The sequence below is a fragment of the Pontibacter coccineus genome (genome assembly GCF_030546575.1).
In the GTDB taxonomy this organism is placed as follows: domain Bacteria; phylum Bacteroidota; class Bacteroidia; order Cytophagales; family Hymenobacteraceae; genus Pontibacter; species Pontibacter coccineus.
Genome location: NZ_JAUOTN010000006.1, coordinates 12,738 through 31,806 on the forward strand (window position 1 = coordinate 12,738; position 19,069 = coordinate 31,806).

At 50.7% G+C, this 19,069-nt stretch carries 17 protein-coding genes; 5 read left to right on the forward strand and 12 right to left on the reverse strand.

Features of this window, described 5'->3' with window-relative positions; all coding sequences use genetic code 11:
- Nucleotides 1-104: 104 nt before the first annotated feature.
- Both Q4E40_RS14390 and Q4E40_RS14395 read left to right on the forward strand, forming a co-directional pair.
- The gene (locus tag Q4E40_RS14390) at nucleotides 105-1,691 is read left to right on the forward strand and encodes a peptide MFS transporter (RefSeq protein WP_303413116.1); all 1,587 of its coding nucleotides are present in this window, start codon (nucleotides 105-107) and stop codon (nucleotides 1,689-1,691) included.
- 170 nt (nucleotides 1,692-1,861) lie between these two features.
- Nucleotides 1,862-2,461, forward strand: coding sequence for a hypothetical protein (locus Q4E40_RS14395; protein ID WP_303413118.1), 600 nt, complete (start codon nucleotides 1,862-1,864; stop codon nucleotides 2,459-2,461).
- Between the two features lie 125 nt (nucleotides 2,462-2,586).
- Here Q4E40_RS14395 and groL read toward each other — a convergent pair whose 3' ends face one another.
- The 12 genes from groL to Q4E40_RS14455 all read right to left on the reverse strand — a co-directional run bounded on the left by groL (nucleotide 2,587) and on the right by Q4E40_RS14455 (nucleotide 15,195).
- Nucleotides 2,587-4,224 carry a chaperonin GroEL gene (groL, locus tag Q4E40_RS14400; RefSeq protein WP_303413120.1) on the reverse strand — a complete coding sequence of 546 codons (1,638 nt, stop codon included), beginning with the start codon at nucleotides 4,222-4,224 and terminating at the stop codon, nucleotides 2,587-2,589.
- 36 nt (nucleotides 4,225-4,260) lie between these two features.
- On the reverse strand, nucleotides 4,261-4,551 hold the full coding sequence (gene groES / locus Q4E40_RS14405) for a co-chaperone GroES (RefSeq protein ID WP_007659288.1): 291 nt from the start codon (nucleotides 4,549-4,551) through the stop codon (nucleotides 4,261-4,263).
- 252 nt (nucleotides 4,552-4,803) lie between these two features.
- Nucleotides 4,804-5,190, reverse strand: a complete 387-nt coding sequence (gene secG / locus Q4E40_RS14410; RefSeq protein WP_303413126.1) for a preprotein translocase subunit SecG — start codon at nucleotides 5,188-5,190, stop codon at nucleotides 4,804-4,806.
- 1 nt (nucleotide 5,191) lies between these two features.
- Nucleotides 5,192-6,550, reverse strand: a complete 1,359-nt coding sequence (locus Q4E40_RS14415) for a hypothetical protein (RefSeq protein WP_303413128.1) — start codon at nucleotides 6,548-6,550, stop codon at nucleotides 5,192-5,194.
- A 33-nt stretch (nucleotides 6,551-6,583) separates the two neighbouring features.
- Entirely contained in the window at nucleotides 6,584-7,108 is a 525-nt protein-coding gene (gene lptE, locus Q4E40_RS14420; protein WP_303413129.1) for an LPS assembly lipoprotein LptE, read from the reverse strand.
- Complete coding sequence (locus Q4E40_RS14425; RefSeq protein ID WP_303413131.1) at nucleotides 7,092-8,369, reverse strand: sigma-54 interaction domain-containing protein; 1,278 nt, start codon at nucleotides 8,367-8,369, stop codon at nucleotides 7,092-7,094. Before Q4E40_RS14425 ends, lptE begins: the two co-directional genes overlap by 17 nt.
- Before the next feature lie 108 nt (nucleotides 8,370-8,477).
- Nucleotides 8,478-9,917 (reverse strand): tRNA (N6-isopentenyl adenosine(37)-C2)-methylthiotransferase MiaB, encoded by a 1,440-nt coding sequence (gene miaB, locus Q4E40_RS14430; RefSeq protein WP_303413133.1) that lies wholly within the window; start codon nucleotides 9,915-9,917, stop codon nucleotides 8,478-8,480.
- 89 nt (nucleotides 9,918-10,006) lie between these two features.
- Nucleotides 10,007-11,302, reverse strand: coding sequence for an anthranilate synthase component I family protein (locus tag Q4E40_RS14435; RefSeq protein ID WP_303413135.1), 1,296 nt, complete (start codon nucleotides 11,300-11,302; stop codon nucleotides 10,007-10,009).
- Between the two features lie 4 nt (nucleotides 11,303-11,306).
- Nucleotides 11,307-12,761 (reverse strand): tetratricopeptide repeat protein, encoded by a 1,455-nt coding sequence (locus tag Q4E40_RS14440; protein ID WP_303413137.1) that lies wholly within the window; start codon nucleotides 12,759-12,761, stop codon nucleotides 11,307-11,309.
- Between the two features lie 72 nt (nucleotides 12,762-12,833).
- Nucleotides 12,834-13,565, reverse strand: coding sequence for a zinc ribbon domain-containing protein (locus Q4E40_RS14445; protein WP_303413139.1), 732 nt, complete (start codon nucleotides 13,563-13,565; stop codon nucleotides 12,834-12,836).
- 8 nt (nucleotides 13,566-13,573) lie between these two features.
- Nucleotides 13,574-14,680, reverse strand: a complete 1,107-nt coding sequence (locus Q4E40_RS14450) for a Nif3-like dinuclear metal center hexameric protein (protein WP_303413141.1) — start codon at nucleotides 14,678-14,680, stop codon at nucleotides 13,574-13,576.
- A gap of 56 nt (nucleotides 14,681-14,736) precedes the next feature.
- Entirely contained in the window at nucleotides 14,737-15,195 is a 459-nt protein-coding gene (locus Q4E40_RS14455; protein WP_303413143.1) for a hypothetical protein, read from the reverse strand.
- 121 nt (nucleotides 15,196-15,316) lie between these two features.
- Between Q4E40_RS14455 and lpxK the strand changes: the two genes are divergently transcribed.
- The 3 genes from lpxK (at nucleotide 15,317) to Q4E40_RS14470 (ending at nucleotide 18,959) form a co-directional block, all read left to right on the forward strand.
- On the forward strand, nucleotides 15,317-16,390 hold the full coding sequence (lpxK, locus tag Q4E40_RS14460) for a tetraacyldisaccharide 4'-kinase (RefSeq protein ID WP_303413145.1): 1,074 nt from the start codon (nucleotides 15,317-15,319) through the stop codon (nucleotides 16,388-16,390).
- Nucleotides 16,391-16,456: 66 nt separating this feature from the next.
- Nucleotides 16,457-18,340, forward strand: coding sequence for a putative porin (locus Q4E40_RS14465; protein ID WP_303413147.1), 1,884 nt, complete (start codon nucleotides 16,457-16,459; stop codon nucleotides 18,338-18,340).
- A gap of 13 nt (nucleotides 18,341-18,353) precedes the next feature.
- Nucleotides 18,354-18,959, forward strand: coding sequence for a MiaE family protein (locus Q4E40_RS14470; RefSeq protein WP_303413148.1), 606 nt, complete (start codon nucleotides 18,354-18,356; stop codon nucleotides 18,957-18,959).
- Nucleotides 18,960-19,069 lie beyond the last annotated feature (110 nt).

A 19,069-nucleotide genomic window follows, 5' to 3' on the forward strand; every position in this document is an offset into this window, starting at 1 on the left:
TTTTCAAATGGCGTTCTACCAAAAAAATTTGTCTGTAAGTGTTTAAACCAATATATTTACCTTCTTTGTATGCTCAACTAAACTAAACAATCAACAAAAACCCTATGTCTTATCAAGATCATACGCTTACTGACCAGGTAAGTGAGCAAAATGCACCGATTGGCGCTGACCCGACTGGACCAGAAATGTTCGGGCATCCGAAGGGGCTTTTCTACCTTTTCTTCGCCGAACTTTGGGAGCGCTTTAGTTTCTACGGCATGCGCGCCCTGTTGGTGCTCTACATGGTGAATAACCTGTTTGAGTCATTCGCTAACCGTGATGAAATCGCAATTGGTATCTACGCAGCCTACGGTGCCTTAGTTTATGCCACTCCCGTAATCGGCGGTATGATTGCCGATAGATTGTTGGGTTACCGCAAAGCGATCATGCTGGGTGCCGTTCTGATGGCATTGGGCCACTTTGCACTGGCCATCGAGCATCCTGTTTTCTTCTACGGTTCTCTTGCCCTTTTGATTGTAGGTAACGGTTTTTTCAAGCCAAATATTTCGACAATGGTAGGTACTCTCTACAAAGAGGGCGATACCCGTCGCGATGCGGGTTTCACCATCTTTTACATGGGTATTAACATTGGCGCTATGGTAGCACCGCTTATTTGTGGTTGGTTAGGCATGACCTATGGCTGGCACTTTGGCTTCGGCGCCGCCGGTGTGGGTATGTTACTTGGCCTGATCATGTTCTGGCAAGGTAGCCGTAGCGGCGTTTTTGGCAGCAACGGTCTTCCTCCGGAGCCGGCTGTTATCAAGGAGCGTGTTGCTGGTGTTTCAAAAGAGGCCTGGGTCACCATCCTGAGCTTCCTGTCGCTTCCGGTTTTCGGTTTGCTGCTGTTTAACGGTACGCTTGACCTACCGGGTTTTGGAGAAACGATCTTTGATGGTTCCATCATGCACATCGTGATGAACTACATTCTGCTCCCGGTTATCGCGCTGGTTTTGATTTATAACCTGGTGAAAGTGGACAGTGTAGAGCGTCAGCGCTTGTTCGTAGTAATTCTGCTTACCTTTTTCATCACTGTTTTCTGGTCGTTCTTTGAGCAGGCGGGTTCTTCCCTCACGCTTTTTGCTGAGCGTAACGTGAACCTGACTTTCATGAACGCGGCGCAGACCAACTCGATCAACCCATTCTTCATCATTCTGTTTGCCCTGCCTTTCTCGGCTATGTGGGTATTCTTGTCCAAGCGTCGTATTAACCCATTTACGCCGGTAAAGTTTGCGCTGGGTATAGCGCAGCTTGGTATAGGCTTCCTGATCTTTGCCTGGAGTGCCAACTATGCCGATGCTGATGGCAGAGTGTCTATCTGGTTCCTGATCCTGGGTTACATGTTCATCACAACGGGTGAGTTGTTTGTTTCACCGGTGGGTCTTTCCAAAGTAACGGAGCTTTCTCCAAAGAAGATTGTGGCCTTTATCATGGGTATCTGGTTCCTTTCTTCTTCCTTCGCGCACTACATCGCGGGTATCATCGCCAAACTGACGGCCGTGAGCGGTACAGAAGGTGAAGCAGCTACAGGTATGGCTTCTCTGCTGGTTTACACAGGCGTGTTCGAGCAGATTGCCTATGTGGCCTTTGGCTTTGCCGTGCTAGCCCTGTTGCTTACACCAATCATGCGTAAGTGGATGCATGGTATTCACTAATCTGAATATTCTTATAGAAAAAGAGCCCGTACTTTAACTAGTGCGGGCTCTTTGTTTTTAAAGTGCTATTGGTGATATTGCGACAAATTTCAGGTTAGCGTTGAACTGCTTGACAGCTAGTGGTTTGGTGATTATCTGAAATTTCAACTTTTAGCCATTTTACCATTTACATGCTTTTATTAATCAGGCGCTTTTCTGTGGCTGCCTCCCTATTGTTTTTAGCGTCCTCCTGCGAAGTAGAAACGACCACTGTCACGGCAACAGATTCAACCATACCGGAGCCAGCCAGCACAACTTTTACCATTAAGAAGGGGGGACACACGACCCAGAACCCGCTCAGGTTTGTCGAGACTTCTACCATCCGCTTTGAGGCAACCTTCGATAGCACCGCGATTTATTCGACTAGCATACCGGGCAACCAGGCTGATATCAATAAACTGTACGGCCTCTCGGATTGCGAAACTGACCATCAAACCAACAGCGCGCGATTTGGGTGGCGTTGGTATGAGGGGCGTCTGGAAATACACGCCTATACCTACAGCAACAAAAAGCGTAGCACAGTCTTCATCACTTCTGTACAGCCCGGCCAGACAAACAGATATGAGCTCGTGCTGGGGGAGAAGGCGTATACCTTTAAAGTAAATGACAAACAGGTTACACTTCCGCGCTTTTGTAACACGGCGGGCAGCCATTACCAGCTATACCCTTACTTCGGAGGTGACGAAACCGCTCCGCACGATATTACGATCCGGATCAGAGAGCTACTGTAGGAACAGGTCGCGACCTATCCCGCCGTGTATAGGTATAGGTATAGCGACTTACTTAACTACATCTGTAAACACAAAGCCCCGGACCAAAAGGCCCGGGGCTTTGTTATATAGACTATGGGAGTCGATTACATCATGCCGCCCATACCGCCCATGCCACCTGGCATACCGGCTGGAGCACCACCTTCTTCAGCTGGCTCTTCTGACACTACGCACTCGGTAGTAAGCAGCAGACCGGCAATAGAAGCAGCGTTCTCAAGCGCCAGACGCGTCACCTTGGTTGGGTCGATAATACCGGCCGCAAACATGTTCTCGTATCTGTCGTCGCGGGCGTTGTAACCGTAGTCAGCTTTGCCTTCGCGAACCGCCTGTACCACTACAGAACCTTCGCCACCAGCGTTGGCTACGATTGTACGAAGCGGAGACTCAAGTGCTGTTTTGATAATGCTTACACCTGTCTGCTCATCCGCATTGTATACGTCGATGTTATTGAGGGCATCCAGCGCACGGATCAGGGCAACGCCACCACCTGCTACGATACCTTCTTCAACGGCAGCTCTGGTCGCGTGCAACGCATCATCCACACGGTCTTTCTTTTCTTTCATCTCCACTTCAGTTGAAGCACCAATGTAAAGGATGGCAACGCCACCAGAAAGCTTCGCCAGACGCTCCTGCAGTTTCTCTTTGTCATAGTCAGATGTAGTAGATTCCATCTGAGACTTGATCTGGTTGATACGAGCCACGATATCATCTTTCTGACCAGCACCGTTTACAAGCGTGGTGTTGTCTTTGTCGATGATTACTTTCTCAGCAGTACCCAGGTAATCAAGTGTTGCGTTCTCCAACTTGTAACCGCGCTCTTCAGAGATGACAGTACCACCAGTCAGGATGGCAATGTCTTCCAGCATCGCTTTTCTGCGGTCACCGAAGCCAGGAGCCTTTACAGCAGCGATCTTCAGGGAGCCACGCAGTTTGTTCACTACCAGGGTAGCAAGTGCTTCGCCGTCCACATCTTCAGAAATGATCACCAGGCCCTTACCAGTCTGAACTACCTGCTCCAACACAGGAAGCAATTCCTTCATGGTAGAAACTTTCTTGTCGTAGATCAAGATGAAAGGATTGTCGAACTCAGCTTCCATTTTCTCCGGGTTAGTCACAAAGTAAGGAGACAGGTAACCACGGTCAAACTGCATACCTTCTACAGTTTTCACCTCAGTTTCTGTGCCTTTTGCTTCTTCTACCGTGATCACACCGTCCTTGCCAACTTTGTCCATTGCATCGGCTATCATTTTACCGATCTCAGCGTCGTTGTTGGCAGAGATAGTACCCACCTGAGCGATCTCAGAAGAGTTCTCGATTTTCTTAGACTGTGAACGCAGGTTCTCAACCACAGCGTGAACCGCTTTGTCGATACCGCGCTTTAAGTCCATTGGGTTAGCACCAGCCGCTACGTTCTTGATACCGGCTGTGTAGATAGCCTGCGCCAGAACAGTAGCCGTCGTAGTACCGTCACCAGCCTGGTCAGCGGTTTTAGAGGCAACCTCTTTTACCAGTTGTGCGCCCATGTTCTCGATCGCGTCTTTCAGCTCGATTTCTTTCGCTACTGAAACACCGTCTTTTGTAATGGTAGGGGCACCAAATTTCTTATCAATGATTACGTTGCGGCCTTTAGGACCCAAGGTAACTTTTACAGCATTTGCCAGTTTGTCAACGCCAGTTTTGATCTTGTGGCGAGCTTCAGCATCAAATGTGATGTTCTTAGCCATAGTTATATTGCTTTTGTTTTAATTAAATGGGATGAATTAAAGGATAGCCAGAATATCTGACTCACGCATGATCAGGTAGTCGTTTCCGTCGACGGAGATCTCGGTACCTGCATACTTGCCATACAACACCTGGTCGCCAACGGCAACCTGTGGCTTCATCAAAGCGCCTTGCTCAGATACTTTGCCCTCACCTACAGCCACGATCTCGCCGCGCTGTGGCTTCTCTTTAGCAGTGTCCGGAATGATGATACCAGACTTCGTTTTTTCTTCTGCTGCAGCAGGAGCTACAATTACTCTGTCTGCTAATGGTTTAATGCTGATTGACATAGTTTGTTATGTTTTTAGTTTTTGTGGTTAATGATTTAACGTTGAAACCATACTCCCTCTATCATTTCCTGTGCCAAGGCCATTTTCCTGCCATTTTGAGCCATTTTTGCAGCTTTCGGCTACCTGGTGACTGACATTTCTGTCAGGCTGTGTCAGGTATGCGTGAACTGTCAGTATGGAGTGGCAGGAAGGGAGCGGCTAAAATAAAAAAGCCGGCTTTAGAGGCCGGCTTTCTCAGATATTGTGTTAATGCTACTGTTGCTGCGCAGTGTCTACCATTTCAGGAATCTCACCCGTACCTGGGATCGACATGTCTTCTTCACCTTCAGCTCCTGGCAGGGCCGGAGCAGCTGGAGTACCCATCTGGCGGGCACGCTCTTCGTTTACGCTGCGGATAGTGGTGTCAGTACTTGTATCAACCATCATGTGCGTGCCAAGTGTCAGTACTACCAACGCAATGGCAAAACCCCAGGTCAGTTTTTCAAGCAGGTCGCCTGTGCGCTTTACGCCCATTAGCTGGCTGGCACCACCGCCGCCAAACTGGCTTGAGAGTCCGCCACCTTTAGGGTTTTGAGCAAGTACTACTAAAATAAGAAGTACGCAAATGAAAAGAATGATACTGATTAGGGCGATATACATTTTATGTTATGTTTTGTAATTTCTCGATCTGTTCGGCAAAGTAAGACTTTTTTTCCGGATATTTCAAAATAAGCTGTTCATAAATTTTAGCAGCTTTTTTGGGCTTTCCTTGTTTTATAAAGATGTTGGCCAGGCTTTCAGTGGCCATGCCTTTCTTTATTTTAGAGCTTTTGAGCGATAAATCTTCCTGTGGCTCAGGCTTTAGCTTCAGGGTGGCCATGGTTTTGAGCCTCGGGTTGAGCTTCAGAAACTGGTCGATAATGTCAAGCTGTTTGCTCAGAACATGCGCCGTTGGCTGGATCGCTTTTTCAAGTTCGTGGGTTTTGCTATACTCTAAGATCAGTTCCGGGTGGAAGCCAAGGGGACGAATTCGGGTATAATCATCCTTTAACTGCAGTACTTCGCCCATACGGCTGGAGCCCATCCAATAGCCCAGGGCGTCCTCTGCGTACAGGCGGTCAATTTCGTCAAACGAATAGTTAATCTCCGCATCTTCCGCGCTTGGCTGTGCGGGTTCTTCTACTTCTTCTTCGTACAGTTCCACATCCGATTCTGAGGCCTCAGCTACCAGTTTTTCATCGGACTGGGTATCCAGGGTCAGTTCGGGCTGCGGAACAGATATAGCCTGCACCGCAACATCAGCTTCATCAGGCTGATCTTCTGAAAAGGAAACTTCTTCCGTCTGCTGTGATTCTTCCAGGTTATGCAGTGCTTCAGCTGCTTCTGAGAGATGCGCGTGCTGAGTCTCCTGCTCTATCTCCTCCAAACTATCTTCTTCCTCGCGGTTACTTAGAAGGTCAGTGGAAGAGGAGCTGATGCTGTTAAAAGTAAACAGCAAGGCAAGTTCGGAGTCTATTTCTGCATCAGGAGTTTCTGTGGTAGGTTCAGTGGAGTCCTCCGGCAGGTATGAGTGCTGCTCAACAGAGGCGGGGCTGTACACTTGCTCCAGTGTTTCGTCCTGGTCTCCGTCTTCGGACTCAGGTATAGCAACCACAGTTTCAGTATCCTCTGTTATGGATTCCACTGTCTCAACAATGGTTTCTTCAATGATGGCACTTTCTACCGGGGGCGTCTCTGTTTCCTCTGCAACTAGTGCTTCTTCTTCAGCATAAACTGGCTCCAGCACAGGAGAAGCATAGATAAGGCGCTTCAGTAGTTGGCGGTCGGTGGCATAGGCGGACGCCCGGCGCAGCCGCTGCGTAGAGAGCATACTGCCTCTGTCGTAAGCTGACTTTGCCAGCAGCAGATGGGCCGTCTGGCAATAAGGGAAGGTCGCCGCCACCTGCTCCAGTTCGCTTTGCTGCTGGTCAGAAATGTCGGATACCTGCTTGATCAGTTTAAGAAAGGCAGATTTGTTCATGTAAGGGTTAAGGGTAATGAAGCTATATAATGACTACCAGTTGGCAACCGTCTTGTTAAACACATCGGCTACTAGTCGCTCGGTCATGCGTTCGATGGCCGCTGGCGGAATGCTTGTGATGTCCACGGTCGGCGGGAACTCCTCCGTGATGGTGAACTGCTGATCAAAATCCTGTTCCGGATCCACAGTGTTTGTATAGCGGATCTGGATCCCCAGCGTCAGGCGGTTCAGCGTGGCCTGGTCAATGTTTCCCTCGCGCACCACAGCGTTTGGCGTCAGTGTAAAAGTAACGATCTGTCCTTCTAATTGCAAATCGCCGTCGCGCTGCAAAACAGTCAGGTTGGTGTTGCGCTGATAGTAGTTCTTGAAGTTGTTGGTCACTATCTGCGTCAGGTTGGACGGGCCTTCGCCGGCACTGTTTTCGAATGTTTGAATAGAAATGGTGCGGATAGAAGGATCTACGTTTACCCCTGAAAATGAGTAAATGCCACAAGCTGTGCAGCAGACAAAGACCAGCGCAGTCAGGCACAGGGTTAAGCTCTTAGTTCTCGATATCATATTGCTTTAGTTTGCGGTACAGCGTTCTTTCCGAAATACCCAGGTCGTTGGCTGCGTATTTTCGTTTGTTATTATGCTTTTTGAGCGCTTTGAGGATCATTTCCTTTTCCATCGACTCCAGCGACAGGCCTTCTTCCTCGGTTTCATGCGAGATGTCCTCTACGGGCTCGTCTTCGTCATAATCTTCGTTGCGTGGCTGCTGCACTGGCAGGTAGTAAGGCTCATGCTGCTCCGCGCTCTTGTAAGTGCGGGCATGGTTCAACTGCTCCATGTTCTCAAACAAGTGACTGTGCTCTTTCAGCAGCTCGTTGTCGCCGGGCTGCCGCGTCATGAGTTCGTACACCAGCTTTTTGAGATCCGATACATCGCGGCGCATATCAAAGAGCACTTTATACAACAGGTCGCGCTCAGAGAAAGACTGGTCCGCGCCATGTTCTCTGGCCAGCAGCGCCGGCACCTGGCTGCCGTCCTGTTCGCGGGGGAGGTAGTGTCGCAGCCTGGCAGCGTCCAGTTCACGATCATATTCCAGCACCGAGATCTGCTCCACGATATTTTTCAGCTGGCGGATGTTGCCCGGAAAGCGAAAGCTCAAAAGCTCCTCCACCGCATCCGGCGTCAGCGTGATGGATTTAACGCGGTAACGCTCCGCAAAGTCGGAGGCGAACTTTCTGAACAGCAAATAAATATCCTCGCCACGTTCGCGTAAAGGTGGAACTGTGATCGGCACCGTGTTCAGGCGGTAATACAGGTCTTCACGGAAGCGGCCCCGCTCCACAGCATTGATCAGGTTCACGTTGGTCGCGGCCACTACCCGCACGTCCGTCTTCTGTACTTTGGAAGAGCCTACCTTGATAAACTCCCCGTTTTCGAGCACACGCAGCAGACGAGCCTGTGTGGCGAGTGGCATTTCACCGATCTCGTCCAGGAAGATCGTGCCGCCGTCCGTTACCTCAAAGTAGCCTTTACGCGTGTCGGAGGCGCCTGTAAATGAACCCTTCTCATGACCGAACAGCTCTGAGTCGATGGTTCCCTCAGGTATAGCGCCGCAGTTAATGGCAATGAACTGTCCATGCTTGCGCGGACTCAGTTGGTGAATGATCTTGGAAAATGACTCCTTGCCGCTGCCGCTCTCACCCGTAATCAGCACGGTCATCTCGGTAGGAGCGACCTGGGCCGCTACCTGTATGGCGTAATTGAGCAAGGGTGAGTTGCCAATAATGCCAAAGCGCTGTTTTATGCTCTGTATATCGATGTTGCGCATGAATTATCTTGATTTGAAGATTTGGAGATGTGCAGATTTGAAAATGGTTTTGAAGAGCAAAGCTTACGATTCGTCATCTTCGAATTTCCAAATTTTCAAATCTCCAAATTAGTCTACTGCCTCACCGAACAGGGTGCCAACGGAGCAGTCGTTTACGAACACGTTCACGTAGTCGCCTTTCTGGTAATGCTTCTTATCGAAGATCACCACTTTGTTCTGGTCGTTGCGTCCGCTCAGCTGCTGGTCCGACTTCTTGGAGAATCCTTCTACCAGCACGCGGTGCATGCGGCCCACATCGCGCTTGTTGCGGTTCAGGGAGCATTCGCGCTGCTTTTCGATGATCTCGGCCAGGCGACGCTTCTTTACTTCCAGCGGCACATCGTCCTCCAGTTTGCGGGCAGCCAGAGTTCCGGGGCGCTCAGAGTAGAAGAACATGTATGAGTAGTCGTACTGCACATAGTCCATCAGCGAAAGGGTGTCCTGGTGCTCTTCCTCTGTCTCGGAGCAGAAGCCCGCGATCATGTCAGAGGAGATGCCGCAGTCTTCGCCGAGTATAGCACGGATCGCATCGACGCGGTTGAGGTACCAGGAACGGTCGTAAGTACGGTTCATCAGCTCCAGCACACGGGAGTTGCCGCTCTGTGCCGGCAGGTGAATGTATTTGCAGATGTTGTCGTACTTTTTCATCGTGTACAACACCTCGTCCGTAATGTCTTTGGGGTGGGAGGTAGAGAAGCGCACCCGCATAGTCGGGCTGAGTTTGGCCACCATCTCCAGCAACTGGGCAAAGTTTACCTGCTCAGTCCTGTCTTCCGAAGCCCATTTGTAGGAGTCCACGTTCTGACCCAGCAGGGTTACTTCTTTGTATCCCTGTGCTACCAGGGCTTGAGCCTCGCGCACAATGGAGTGGGCATCGCGTGAGCGCTCACGACCACGGGTGAAGGGCACTACGCAGAAAGAGCACATGTTGTCACAGCCGCGCATAATAGAGATAAAGGCGCTTACTCCGTTGCTGTTCAGGCGTATTGGGTTGATGTCGGCATAGGTTTCCTCGCGGGAAAGCAGCACGTTCACCGCCTTCTGCCCGCCGTCCACTTCGCTGATCAGGTTGGGCAGGTCGCGGTAGGCGTCGGGACCCACCACCAGGTCCACGATCTTTTCTTCTTCCAACAGCGATTTTTTGAGGCGCTCGGCCATACAGCCGAGTATGCCGATCACCATCTCGGGCTTCTTCTTCTTGAAATAATTGATCTGACCCAATCGGTTGCGTACGGTTGTCTCCGCTTTTTCACGGATAGAGCACGTGTTCAGAAACACCACATCCGCCTGCTCAATATGCGCCGTGGTATCAAAACCCTGCTCAAACATGATTGACGACACGATCTCGCTGTCTGAGAAGTTCATCTGGCAGCCGTAGCTCTCGATGTAGAGTTTGCGGGATTTGCCGGTATTGGTTTCAGCTGTTACTTTGGTGTCGCAGGAAGCCGCGGCAGTTGCCTGCTCTGGTGTGCGGTTATCTATAAAATCTAAATCAATGATTGGATCCATGCTTCAAAAAATCTCTTAGGAGGTGCAAATATACTATAATCCGCTGTAAAACGTGACAGAATGGCAGAGGAATTCTCAAAATATAAGGCTTATTCCAGCCCCAGTGCTTTGCGTATACCTTGCGCTTTGAGCAGGCACTCTTCGTATTCCTGCTCAGGTATAGAGTCGTAGGTGATGGCACTGCCCACCATAAAAGATAAATAGCCTTTAGCAGCATTGAACTGTAAGCTTCGGATCACGACATTGAAATCAAAATCCTGATTAGGTTTCAGGTAGCCGAAAGCGCCGGAGTAGAGGCCCCGTTTGGTAACTTCGAGCTCCTCGATCAGTTCCATGGCCCGTATTTTAGGCGCGCCCGTCATGCTGCCCATTGGGAAAGCGCCTTTCAGTGCATCGGCTATACCACATTCAGGCCGCAGCTCTCCGGTAATCGTGGAGATCATCTGCGAAACCTGGCGGAAGCCGTAAATGCCGAACATTTCTTCAACGCGAATCGTGCCCGTGGCGCAAGAGCGGCGCAGGTCGTTGCGCACCAGGTCCACGATCATCATGTTCTCGGCCAGTTCTTTCTCGTCGTGCCGCAGTTGGTGCTGTAGTTGCTGGTCTTCCTCGGGCGTGACGCCTCGGCGGATCGTCCCTTTAATCGGCTGGGAGATCAGTTTCCGACCTTCTTTCTTGAGAAAACGCTCCGGTGAAGCGCACAGCAGGTATAGATCGCCGTACTTCAGGAAGCCTGAGAAGGGAGTAGGGGAAAGGGCGTTGAGCTGCAGGTATAACGGCAATGGGTCTAACTTGACCTCCTCAGCGTAAAATTCCATGCAGTAGTTCAACTCGTACACCTCCCCATCCCGGATGTAGTCCCGCACCCGCTCTACGTTCCGGACATAGTCATCTTTTGCAACTCTTTGCTTTAGTTGAATCGGCGGGTTGCTGAAGGCTTCAGGTATAGATGTAGCCTGAATTCTAGATAGAATGGAAGGAATATTATCGTCTTTACTGCAAATATTTATGCCGTCTTCCTGGAAGTATAGGTATAACTCCGGCTCAAAGAAGAAAATATCCGGAAATCCTACTTCATCCTGATTTCGACTGCTTAGTTTTTCGACCTGGTTTTTGAGGTCATAGCCCAGGTAGCCGCACCAGAGTTGCTGTTGCGTTGCCAGTTTTTGCTGCAATTCCTCAAATGCGTTTTCATGCTCCCACTTAACGGGCTCGCCATTCGACACGGCGATCAATTCATCAAAGCCGCCATAGGGATAGGTGATTCCATTGGAGGTATAGCTGGCTACCAGCGGAAACTGCTGCGCCCAGGCCAGCGCCTTCCGACGGAAAATGTCAAGCGGAACCGGCAACTCAGGTATAGGTATGTGGAAGGTATAGTCCATGGGTTTACGGCTTTTTAAGCGTCTGGAGAGCCAGTTTGGCTTTGCCGTCTATGCTGTTTTTATAGGGATGCCCTTTGTAGGCCAGGGCTTTGGTGTACCATTGTCTGGCTAGCTGGGGCTTTTGCTCGTCCTGGTATAGGTAACCTAGTTGCAGGGCAGCGTATGGCGCAAAGTACAGGCTCGTGTGTTGGCTCGCTGCAATGGCTTGTTCATAATTGCGTTTGGCCTGTGGCAGATTGTGCATGCCATGGTTGATGCGGGCTTTCCGGTAATAGTACTCGGCTCGCTCAGCTGGGCTGGTTTCTGGTGTTAGCGATATCTGAGACATGACTTGCAGCGCTTCCTCATAATAGCCGCCATCATACTGCAAACGGGCCAGCATCAGGTAGCGGTTCGGGTTCGGTTGTTCCTTTATGAATCGTTCAGCATAGGCATCTTCTTCCATTTTCGTTTTGCCCTGTTGTGCTATTAACGCCAGGTGCTTCTCTGCCTGTTGCGACTGCCCGCCCAGCCAGTGGGCCAGGTATAGCTTGTAGTTTGCCGCCTTCAGGTAGTTATCGCCTTTATGCTGCGACAGAAACAAATGGTTTGATCTGATGGAGTTGCTGAAGTCGCCCTTGTACAGGTATAGGTCGGCCGCCATGTGGTGGAGGTAAGGAAAAGCGAGGTAGCCGGGTTGCTGTGGCCTAACAAGGTATACCTGCAAAGCTAAATCACTTTCACGCGTCTTTTTGAGTACGTGCATGGCCGCAAAGCTAAACAGGAGGTTGTCGGGTGACTGCCTGCTAAGTTTCAGAACTGATTCAGCTGCCAGATCATTTGCTTCCGGATCCACCAGATGCTGCAGCAGCGCCAGCAGAAGCTGCGCCTCTTCCCGGAAGGGATTGCTTTTGGTAGCAGCTGCTTTTAAGTTGGTCATACCTGTCTCGATACTACCCTGCATCCCGATGATGTTGAGCAGCACGCGGTAGGAGTCGGGCACGGAGCCGATGAGCACCTGCAGGGCACCCAGTGTTTTGCGGTTTGGCAGAAAGTCAGGGTATAGACGGGCGTTGGCACTGTACTGCAGGTAGGCCTGGCGCAAATCCCAGGCGGCACCCAGCTTGTTACCTTGTAGTAGTTTACTCAAAGCGATCTGCAGTCGCACTTCGGCGAGAGCATAACTAACCCAAACGGAATTTTCCTTGAGGCTGCTGAGCCGCTGGTACCGTTTCTCCTGCCGGGCGAGTATGCCGTCGGATACCTCCGGGTTTTGCTGAATTGCCCAGGTTAGAAAATCCTGCTGGTTGGCGACCAGGAGGGCGGCGGCGTTGTCAGGATTGCCAATGAGTTCCTGCTGGACCAGGCGGCGGCCTTCCGGTATGCGCAGACTGATCGTGGCCTCATAGGCCTGGCGCACGGCCGGACTGTAGACGGAGGCTGCCTGTGAAGGAAAAGAAAGGAACAGATATAGACACAAAAAAAAAGGATGGGCAAACGCCATCCTTTTTAAGTATGTATGCAAGCGCATAACGCTCAACACATCAATGATTTAGTAGATACGCTGCTCAACACCTGCCATTACACGGCCACAGTGCTCGCATACGATCACTTTTTTCTGGGCTGCAATGTCAGCCTGGCGCTGAGGAGGCACCGTGTTGAAGCAACCACCGCAGGCGTCACGCTTTACCAACACCACGGCAAGACCGTTGCGTACGTTTTTGCGGATACGGTTATAAGCGGTTAGCAGACGATCCTCAATCTGGTGGGCAGCGTTATCCCGGTCTTTCTCCAGGTTCTTTTCCTCTTCCTCGCTCTCGGCTACGATCTGGTCAAGTTCGTGCTTCTTTGTGTCAAGGTCTTTGCGACGCTCTTCCAGGCGGTTCTTCGTGCCTTCGATCTCGTTGATCTTCTGCTCGATCTGGTAGTGTGCTTCTTTGATTTTCTTCTCTGCGATCTGGATCTCCAGTTTCTGCAGTTCGATCTCTTTCGTGATGGCGTCGTACTCGCGGTTGTTGCGGACGTTCGTCTGCTGGTCTTCGTATTTGCGAATCAGACCTTCGGCGTCTTTGATAGACTGCTTGCGCTGGGCAATGCTGTCGTTCAGGGCGGCCACTTCATCGTCAAACTTACGAACCCTTACCTCATAGCCCTCAATTTCATCTTCGAGGTCCTGAACCTCTTCTGGTAAATCGCCTCTTACTCGTCTGATTTCGTCAAGCTGCGAATCGATACTCTGAAGCTTTAGCAATGCTTCTAATTTGCTGGCTACCGTACTTTCCATGTAGTTAATTAGGTGTATCTGATAGGGTTTGTGTTTACTTCCGATAAATAGACTGCAAAATTAGCAAAGTTTTTGGAAATTGTATCATAAAAAATCTCCTTTGTAAATACCTCACTTTCGTAGTGTCCGATGTCGGCAATAAGCAGCTTCCCCTCAGCATCGAAGAACTCGTGGTACTTCACATCGGCCGTCACGTAGGCATCCGCTCCCTGGCGCATGGCGTCCTTGATCAGGAAACTGCCTGATCCGCCACAAACCGCTACCCGCTTGATCTTTTTGTCTCCCACCGGGGCATAGCGAATAACCGACAGTTGCATGTGCTTTTTCAGGTAGTCCAAAAATTCCTGCTCCTGCATCGGTTCTGCCAGTTCTCCGATCATCCCAATACCAACTTCCTGGTTGCCGTTTTCGAGCAGGGTCAGAAAGTGTGCTACTTCTTCGTAGGGGTGCGCCTCCATCAGGGCCTGCATGATGCGCTGTTGCTTGAAGGCCGGGAAAATTACTTCCACCCGGTTTTCCGCAACCTGTTCCGGTTTACCTGGCTTGCCAATGGTGGGGTCCGCATTTTCGGAGGGAAGGAAGCGGCCGGTGCCCTGTACCTGGAAACTGCAGTCGCTGTACTCGCCGATCTGACCGGCCCCGGCCTTGTGAATAGCGGCTAACACCTCATCAGTGTTCTCAACAGGCACAAAAAAGGCCAGTTGCATCAAGGTATGCGGCTTGGAGGTGAGCAGGTGGGTGTTCTGCAGTTTGAGCTTCTCCGCGATCTTGGCATTCACGCCATTGTGCACACTGTCCAGGTTGGTATGGCAGGCGTAGATGGCAATGTTATTTTGGATGGCCTTGATGATGGTGCGCTCCACGTAGCTCCGACCGGTTAGGCTTTTGAGGCCTTTGAAGATAACCGGATGGTGCGCCACCACTAAATTGCAACCTTTGGCAATCGCCTCTTCTATGACCTCTTCAGTGCAGTCGAGCGTCAGCAGGACGCCTTTTACTTCATCGCTGGCATATCCGGTTTGCAGGCCGGAGTTGTCGTAGCTTTCCTGATAGGGGATGGGAGCGTACTGCTCAAGTACCTTTATAATATCGCCAATGGTGTTTTTCTCATTCATAGTCCGGACTGCTTTTGAAAGCACCAAATTACGAAGATCGGGACAGCCTTGAAAATTTAAAGCACTTGGAGTTGCAGATAACCCGTCTCAGGCTGGCGCTTGAGCTCTTTGCCGTTGAAGTAAAAGGCCGAGTAGGTGTAGTCGGTATAGCACTTGCCCCGGCTCACGGTATAAGCGATATCCAGCGTGTCGGTATTCAGGCTGTTGAGGCGCAGCAGCATGCGCACCCTCGACTTGGTATACATGACCGGGTAGGTCTCAAAAATCAGGTTGTTGACCTTTTCATCAGTCCCTGTAAAGAGGTAGTTAAAGGGCTCCCCGTCCAGTAACAGTTGAATAGAGTCGGGGTGCATGCCGGTACTGGGGTTATTGAACGGACTGCTGCCGGAGGCATCTACCAGGTAAAAAGCAACAGGTGCCGGTGGGTCAGAGCGCATGGTGGCGCAGGGCGAGCAGGCGGCCGCGCTAAGCAGCAGCGCGAGCAAAAGACAGGCAATGGTACGGTTCGTTTTCATGTGATGGTTGTAGGGTCGGATATTGTCGGTACTAAATATAGTGTATTCAGAGTATACGAATCAAGTATAGGTATAGCCTTTGCGCATATTTCTATACCTTTGCAAGGTATAGCGAACCCCTATGACTGTTTTGCGTTACCTGTTATGGCCTTTTTCGATCCTCTACGGCGGCATCATGCTGCTGCGGAATTGGCTCTATGACATAGGCTGGCTGCGTTCAAAGCGGTTTGAGGTGCCGGTTATCTCGGTAGGGAACCTGACCGTAGGAGGTACCGGTAAAACACCGCACGTCGAGTACCTGCTGCGCCTGGTAGCCGATAAAAAAACGGCAGTGCTGAGCAGAGGCTACCGACGGAAAAGCAAAGGTTTTGTGCTGGCTAATGAACGCGCGACGGCCGAGACGTTGGGGGACGAGCCTTTTCAGTACCACCTTGATTTCCCGGAGGCGCTGGTGGCAGTGTGTGAGAGCAGACCGGCCGGTATATCGCAACTACTTGATATTCAACCAGCCACGCAGGTCGTCATTCTGGATGACGCTATGCAGCACCGGCCCGTTCGCCCTTCGCTGAACCTAATGCTAACGGACTTTGGACGTCTGTTTTACAAAGACCACGTACTGCCAACTGGTTTGCTGCGCGAGCCGCGACAGGGCGCCCGACGGGCAGATGCCATCATCGTAACCAAGTGTCCACCCGGTCTGGAGCCTGCTCAATTAGCCGACATCACAAAAAGTGTACAGCGGTATAGTTTACCCGACACGCCGGTTTTCTTCAGCGCGTTCCGGTATGGCAATCCGGTAGGTATAGGCAATGTGGTGCAGGTATCTAAACGCGTGGCTTTGCTCACAGGTATAGCGAATGCGGAGCCTCTGCTGCGTTATCTGACTGATAAAGGGTATGAAGTGGTAACGCATCTGGAGTATGCGGATCACTACAGCTATACCTTGGCCGATATGCAAAAACTGCAAGCTTTGCTGGAGCAGGAGCGGGGTAAAAGCTTAAGTATCATCACGACACGGAAAGACGCTGTTAAATTAACTGATAGCACTTTGGCAAATCTTACCTGCCAGTTGCCTATTTTTTATGTGCCGATAGAGGTATATTTTCTGCAGCAGGGCGAGGTGTTTGATACGTTGATCAGGCAGCACATCAGCTCTTTTCAAGAGGCTAAATCGTTAGCAACGGATAAAATTTAAAGGAAAGCACCTGATACTTCCTGTCAGTACGTATACGGGTTGCACGAAAATCACTAATTTTGGCTTGTGAAAAGTAAGCTCTTAGCAGTAATATGGCTCCTGGTGGGTCTGGCTGGCGCCGCGCAGGCACAGTCCCAGATCATCGACGACACGACGAAAGCACTCTACAGTCCTAAAACAACCCTGCAGTTGTATGAAAACGACGTGCTGGAAGGACGGTACCTCTTGCAGCGCATTGATACCAGTATTAACAACATGCAAAATGAGCGCTTCTGGTATCAGGATACGGCCTATTATCAGCATCTGGGCAATGTGGGAACAGCTTCCAAACCCATCCTTTTCAGAGTACCTAACAAGATCGGCGCCCGCTTGGGCAAAAACGTGTTTGACCGTTACGCCTATGATCCGCACACCATCAATTATTACGACACGCGTTCCCCATACTCCCATATTTACTATGTTCAGGGGCAGCGGGGAGAGCAGATCTTTGAAGCCACCCATGCCCGCAACATTACCCCACGCTGGAATGCCGGTGTGGCTTACCAGATCATTTCCGGAAACAGGCAGATAGGCCCGGGCGTGACCAATCGGGATGGTATCCTGAGCAGCCAGGCTGTGAAAGCTTTTACCCACTACCGCTCTGAAGACGAGAAATACCACCTCTTTGCCAACTTTACGCACCTCAACCACGAGCAGATTGAGTTTGGCGGTATAACAGCCGAGGAGGCAAACCGTTTTCTGTTCCAGCAGGCGACTACAAATCTGGACCAGGCATCCACGCGTGAACTCCGCAACAACTACCACCTGCTGCACATGTATAAGCTGGCAGGAGAGGACCTGAAGCTCTTCCATAGCTTTGACTGGGGCAGCCAGAATGATATTTTTCAGGATGATGCCATTCCAAGACAGACCAATGAAGAACGTACGCCTATTTTTTACCCACGCGTGCTTTCTGGGCTCAACCGAACGGATGACCGCAGTTTTTACCGCGAAATGGAGAACGTGGCAGGTGTAACCGGCAACAATAAAATCTCTTTTTACAAAGCCTACGCCAAGTACCGTAATTCCAAGTTGGACTACAGGGTGCTGAGCACGGCAGCGCAGGATTCGAGCGTTGAGGTATACAACGAAATTAGCAACAGCCTGAACCAACTGTTTGTAGGCGGTGAGTTCCGGCTCATGTACAAGCAGGCATTGCTGTCCTTTGACGGGGAGTTCCAGATGACGAACGACTACAAAGTTGGCGCCACAGCCAAATTGGGCCCTCTGCAGGGGCGGGTTAGCCGTGTCTTGCGTTCCCCATCCTTAGTGGAGCAGCGTTTGATCAGCAACCACTTTGACTGGATCAACTATTTCAACAATTCTGTAACCGATCGCTTGGAAGCAACCTTCGCCAGCAAGCTGGGTGAACGACAGTATGTGCGGCTGACCGGTCACTTCAACCACATCAAACGCCACATATATTTCGACACGGTTGCCGTACCTACGCAGTATGCAGACAACCAGCAAGTGTTTGGCGTTGAACTCCAGCATCACATTCGTTTCGGTAAGATTCATTTCGAAAACTTTGTCGCCTATACCAACACCAACGAAGCCCCGGTTTTCCGCATACCGGAGTGGTTCTTTGATTCCAAGCTATACTTCGAAGGGGCTTTGTTCAGAAGAGCGCTGATAGGCCAGTTTGGGGTGCAGGTATATACGCCTACCGCCTACATGGCCGATGCCTACATGCCGGTGACGCAGCAATTCCATTTGCAGAATGCTTTTACAATTCAACCCTACCCGATAGCGGATGTGTTCATCACGGCGGATATCAAAAGCCTGAACGTGTTCCTGAAAATGTCGAACATCGCTTCCGACCTGACAGCGCCCGGTTACTTTACCACACCCTACTACCCGGGTATGCGCACGAGCTTTGTGTTCGGCATCAAGTGGATGTTCTTCGATTAATTGATTCTTACCTATGTCTTCCCAGTTCACCAAAACCATCCTGCGCCTTCAACTCCCTACAGACCCGCGTTGGGTGAATATTGCCGAGAAAAACATTGAAGAGATCCTGGTAGACCATGCTTATTGCGAGCAGAAAGCGGCGACTTCAGGTATATCCCTGATCGTAAAATACCCGGACAAAACCCGCCTGGTGGAAGAAATGACGGATCTGGTGGCCGAGGAGTGGAGCCACTTCGAGCGCGTGCTGGCAGAACTCAAGAAGCGCGGCTGGGGCTTGGGCCGTAACCGACCCGACGAGTATGTGGTGGAACTGACCAAGCACATCCGGAAAGGGGGCCTGCGCGAAAGACAATTGATGGACCACCTGCTGGTGAATGCCCTGATTGAGGCCCGCAGCTGCGAGCGCTTCAAATTGCTCTGGAAGAACATACAGGACGAGGACCTGCAGAAATTCTATTACGAGCTTATGGTATCAGAGGCAGGCCATTACGTAAGCTTCGTGAAGCTGGCCAAGGAATATATGCCCGCCGACGTAGTGGATGTCCGCCTGCAAGAACTGCTCGAAATCGAAGCAGAGATCATCCGAAAGTTGGAACCCCGCCCGGACAGGATGCATTAGGTTGAATTGTTAAATTGTTTGCCCCTGCGGAGCTATTGTTAAATTGTTGGTTTCATTCCGATAACATATTCTTCGGGATTGGCCACTAATGTACTTCGTCAAATAATCTA